7 protein-coding genes are annotated in these 5282 nt (G+C 27.5%); 5 read left to right on the top strand and 2 right to left on the bottom strand.

The features are described 5' to 3' along the window. On the top strand, positions 1-252 hold a 252-nt coding region (locus VN21_RS07435; RefSeq protein WP_046822699.1), incomplete at its 5' end, for a hypothetical protein. A gap of 4 nt (positions 253-256) precedes the next feature. After that, the gene (locus VN21_RS07440) at positions 257-778 is read left to right on the top strand and encodes an amidase domain-containing protein (RefSeq protein WP_046822700.1); all 522 of its coding nucleotides are present in this window, start codon (positions 257-259) and stop codon (positions 776-778) included. Positions 779-819: 41 nt separating this feature from the next. On the opposite strand, the gene manA is transcribed toward VN21_RS07440, so the two are convergent. Both manA and VN21_RS07450 read right to left on the bottom strand, forming a co-directional pair. Further along, on the bottom strand, positions 820-1764 hold the full coding sequence (gene manA, locus VN21_RS07445) for a mannose-6-phosphate isomerase, class I (RefSeq protein ID WP_046822701.1): 945 nt from the start codon (positions 1762-1764) through the stop codon (positions 820-822). Between the two features lie 132 nt (positions 1765-1896). After that, positions 1897-2364, bottom strand: a complete 468-nt coding sequence (locus tag VN21_RS07450) for a DUF4358 domain-containing protein (protein WP_046822702.1) — start codon at positions 2362-2364, stop codon at positions 1897-1899. Between the two features lie 154 nt (positions 2365-2518). Between VN21_RS07450 and uppS the strand changes: the two genes are divergently transcribed. The 3 genes from uppS to VN21_RS07465 form a co-directional block, all read left to right on the top strand. Then, on the top strand, positions 2519-3163 hold the full coding sequence (gene uppS / locus VN21_RS07455) for a polyprenyl diphosphate synthase (RefSeq protein WP_046822703.1): 645 nt from the start codon (positions 2519-2521) through the stop codon (positions 3161-3163). 72 nt (positions 3164-3235) lie between these two features. Further along, entirely contained in the window at positions 3236-4021 is a 786-nt protein-coding gene (locus VN21_RS07460) for an N-acetylmuramoyl-L-alanine amidase family protein (RefSeq protein WP_052952007.1), read from the top strand. Positions 4022-4131: 110 nt separating this feature from the next. Then, positions 4132-5282 (top strand): HsdM family class I SAM-dependent methyltransferase (locus VN21_RS07465; protein ID WP_046822704.1); only part of this gene is annotated, 1151 nt, incomplete at its 3' end.

A 5282-nucleotide genomic window follows, 5' to 3' on the forward strand; every position in this document is an offset into this window, starting at 1 on the left:
ATAAATTATATAAATACTTATAATTTTGACCTTAAGAGAAAGAGAGAATTGTTAATTGAAGATATTTTCAAAAATACAGTACTTATAGAACATAATATAGATGAAAAATTTTATATAACAAATGACTACGTATCTATAGTATTCTCTTCATATGAAAATAAAGATACATGCGATATAGATGAAATGAAAATTTATTTTAAAGATAATGAAAGTGACATATCAAATTACATTAAAAGTTATGTAATGGAGTGATAATATGAGATTTCTAAATGAATATGATAGAGAATCAGCAGTTGATTATGCTAGAACGTGGGCTTTATACAGAAATCCTAAATATAAAGACTATGACCCATGGGGAGGAGATTGTACGAACTATATATCTCAGTGTATACATGCAGGGGATATACCTTTTGATCATGAGGGAAAGGATATAATGCACCAATGGTATTGGTATAGTGATTTTAGTAGAACTCCAACTTGGACATCTGCAGATGCATTTGGTAGGTATGTTTTAAATAACAATAAATATAAAACTGAAAATTACGGTATATATGCAGTTCTAGCAGATTATGATGAATTAGAAAAAGGAGATTTAGTTCAATTAATATATCAAGGTAGTGCATATCACACAATGATAATAAGTGAAGTAATACTAGATGATAGAAATTACTTATTAGATTACTTAATATGCCAGCATACCGATGATTTGATAGATTTTCCTTTAAGCGAAAAAGAAGGAGAGAGAAGATATATAAAAATACTTGGGTATTATAAATAAGTAAAAGGGATGTATTAGAATAAATATGCATCCCTTTTTAACTACATATGAGAAATTATTAATTGTAAATTACCTATTAGTTTAAATTCTCCAAAGTTATTAGGCAATATAAAGTTATCGCCTTTATTTAAACTATATTCATTTGAATTTGATACTAGTTTTCCGTTACCATCTATGACACTATATAATTCGAATGGCTTATTTTGCATTGAACTATACTCAGTGAAAACATCTAATTTATGAACACTAAAAAACTCATTACTTAAAAATGTTGTAAGTTTAAAGTTATCATTTTCAATAATACTATAGTTAGGTTTATTTTCAACATGAGGAACTGTAGTAACAGCTATAGATTTATCAACATGAAGCTCTCTTTTATTACCATTAGAGTCTACTCTATCGTAATCATAAACTCTGTAAGTAGTATCAGAGCTTTGTTGAGTTTCTAACACTAGAGTTCCTTTGCATAAAGCATGGATTGTTCCACTTGGAACATAGAAAAAGTCTCCTTTGTTAACTTTAACTCTTCTAAGTAAGTCGCTCCATTTATTATTTGAAACCATGTATTCAAACTCTTCTTTAGATTTAGCATTGTGTCCAAAAATCATTTCAGCATCATCATCGCAATCTATTATATACCAACATTCAGTTTTACCTAATTCTCCATTTTCATTTTTCTTAGCATACTCATTATCAGGATGTACTTGAACGGATAAATTATCATTAGCATCTAATATTTTTGTAAGTAATGGAAATTTATCTCCAGCCATATTTCCAAAAAGTTCTCTGTGATTAGACCATAAGTTAGATAAAGTCATTCCCTTAAACTTTCCATTTGTAATTTCGCAATCTCCATTTTCATGAGAACTTATAGCCCAACATTCACCTGTATTTTCAGATGGAATTTCATAGTTAAACTTATCTCTTAATGCAGTTCCTCCCCATATTCTGTACATAAACAATGGTTTTAAAAATAACGGTTGCATGAATACCCTCCTAAAATTAAAATAATATATCTAAAGTAATTATATAACATATTTAATTTAAAAGACAATAAGACTTAGATTTATCTAAATTACTAAAAACTAACTAATAGGATAAGTCAGATAAATTAAACATTATTGTTGAATAGTATTTAAAATTACTTTTTCAATCTCATCAGCATTTGGAGTAGCTATAAAATATACATAGTTGCCGACTGTTTTCAATATTGAATTTGATACACTTTCCATATTATCTTCTCCACCGTATCCGTCAGCGAATAATTTTAGTGAATTGCTTTTATACTTTTCTAAAGCTTTAAGTACAACTTCAGTATTATCAGTTTTTATAACTATGACATCTCTTAATTTTACATTGATCATGGCGCTTAACATAAAGCCTTCATCCATATCATTTTTTACAGAACTAAGAGCGTGGAATTCTGAAGCAGGAATATCATTTAAAGGTTCTACATCTAAAAGATTATTTTTTAATATAGCATCTTTAATTTCACTCACGGGTACATCTTTAATATTTGAGTTAGAAGAGCAACCTGCAAGTAAAAAAGTAAAAAGTAAAAAAACTAAAAACAAAGTTTTTTTCATATAATACCTCCGAATAAAAATATATTTATAGTTTACTATAAATACAATAAATAATGGAGTGATTTTATTGAAAATTTAAAAAATTTTAATAAAAAATTTAAAATTGTGTAAAAATTCTATATGTGGCAATAATTCACATCAAGAGGTGATTAAAATGAGAATTCCAAAACATGTAGGAATAATACCAGATGGAAATAGAAGGTGGGCTGAATCTAATGGGCTTACTAAAGACAAAGGATATGACAATGGACTGGATCCAGGGCTTGAAGCATACAGGGTGTGCAGAGATATAGGTGTAGATGAAGTCACATTTTATGGATTTACGACAGATAATACAAAGAGACCTGCTCCTCAAACTAAGGCTTTTACTGATGCATGCGTAAATGCAGCGAAGATGTTGGTGGATGAAGGGGCATCTTTATTAGTTATAGGAAATACTAGTTCACCAATGTTTCCACAGGAACTACTTCCGTATACTAGTCGTACAGAGGCTAAGGATGGGCAAATAAAAGCTAATTTACTAGTTAATTATGGGTGGCATTGGGATTTAAATACACTATCCACAGCTAAAGGAAATAATAAAAATAATATACATGAATACATACAGTCTTTTGATATATCTAGACTGGATTTAATAATAAGATGGGGCGGAAGAAGAAGGCTAAGTGGTTTTTTACCTGTACAATCTATATATGCAGATTTTTATGTTTTAGATGAGTATTGGCCAGATTTTAAACATAATCATATACATGAAGCTATAAATTGGTATAGTAAACAAGATATTACTTTAGGAGGATAAAGCTAGTCATATTGAAAATATAATCGAAAAATGCTAAAATTAACCTGAATTATAGAGTAGAAGGGTGGATGTATGACAAAGAAGAAAAAAACTGTTAAGAGAAAAAGAATAAAAAAATCAAGACTATTAATTTTAGTATTTTTATTATTAGCAATTATATTTTCAATAATTTTTGGGTTAAAGATGTTAACGGGGTCAATAAGTGAGGACAAAACAAAAACTGACACTAAAAGCAATGAAACTAAAACTCAAGATAAGACTGAAATTGAACATCTTAGCTTAGATGAAGACAAATCAAAGGGCAAAATTAAGATATTGATAGATCCTGGACATGGAGGAAATGATGCAGGAGCTAAGGGAGTAGATGGCAGTTTAGAAAAAAATATATCTTTAGAAATTGCAAAGAAAGTAGCTGGAGATTTGTCTCAATACGAAGACTTAGAAGTTATTCTAACTAGAACAGAAGATACATATGTATCTTTAGAAGAAAGAAGCAAAATGGCTAATGAACAAGGGGTAAATATGGTTGTTTCTATACATCTTAACTCAGAAAGTGGAGGAAGGTCCGCGTTTGGGACAGAGACATATTACCAGTCAAATAATATTGATGGATCAGAACAGTTAGCTAAATCTATACAAGATACAATATGTTTATATTTAGATACTAAAAATAGAGGTATTTATCCTTCTAACTTAGAAATTTTAAGAGAGACAGAAATGCCATCAGTTTTAGTTGAGGCTGGATTTATAAGTAATAAGGAAGAAGAAAAAAAGCTTAGTGACTCGAGTTATCAAAATCAAATGGCAGAAGGTATAGCTCAAGGAATACTAAGATACATAGACTCTAAACATAAATAAAAAGAAGTATATATTATATACTTCTTTTTATTTATGTTTAATTGTATATTAATTAATTCAAACTTTGATATAATGGTAGCTAGAAAGTGTATTTTCTAGGGGGAAGTTATATGGAGATTCTAAATTGTAGTAATTACTATTTATCTGATTTATATGAAAATAGTTTAAGTGAAAATGAAAAAAAAGCTTTGGGGATTTATTATACTCCTAAATATGTAATAGATTATATTGTTAATAAAATTTTGACAGAACATGATTTTAATAAGAATCCATCTCCTAAAATATTGGACATGTCTTGTGGGTGTGGAAATTTTTTACTAGAGGTATATGATGTTTTGTATAAAAAGTTTGAAATTATAAAAAAGGATCTTAATATTGAGAATATACATGAACATATAATCAAAAATTGTATATATGGTATAGATATAGATCAAAATGCGGTAAATGTTTTGAAATATTCTTTGAGAAATAAAGAATTAGATTCATCTACTGATGAATTTAATATATACTGTTTTGATAGTTTAATGTATGAAGGAATAGATGATACTTTGAAAGAAACATTCTGGGGTGAGAAGTTTGATTATATAATAGGAAATCCTCCTTATATAGGACATAAAAATTTGACTATGAAATATAAAAAGCAATTAATAAAAAATTATGGTGACGTATATAAGGATAAGTCAGACATTTATTTTTGTTTTTATAAACGTATAATTGACTTACTAAAAAAAAATGGAGTTGCAAGTATAATAACTCCAAGATATTTTTTGGAAAGTCCGAGTGGAGAAAATTTAAGAAATTATATAATTAATAATGTTAAAATTAAAGAAATTATAGATTTCAATGGATTTAATGTATTTAAAAATGCAAATGTAGCAAGTTGTATATTTACTATGGAAAAGGCAACGTACATAGATTCGAGTTTTGATTTTTATAGGATTACCAACTATAATATTAAATTAAAATTTATAGATGATATCAAATCAACTCTAAAGTTTAGTGACTATTTTACTAAAATACATATGAATCAAAGTGATATGAGTGAAAAGTGGATTATAGATAAAAAGGAAAATGTAAATTTATATAACGTTATAGAAAAAAGCTGTAAATATAAGCTAAAAGATATATGTATAAGTTTTCAGGGAATTATAACTGGATGTGATAAAGCTTTTGTTATAAAAAATAATGAAATACAATGTAATAATATAGAAAAAGATATAGTGAAAAATTGGATTAAAAATAAAAATATAAAGCTTAATGT

This window comes from Paraclostridium benzoelyticum (assembly GCF_001006285.1).
Taxonomy (GTDB): domain Bacteria; phylum Bacillota; class Clostridia; order Peptostreptococcales; family Peptostreptococcaceae; genus Paraclostridium; species Paraclostridium benzoelyticum.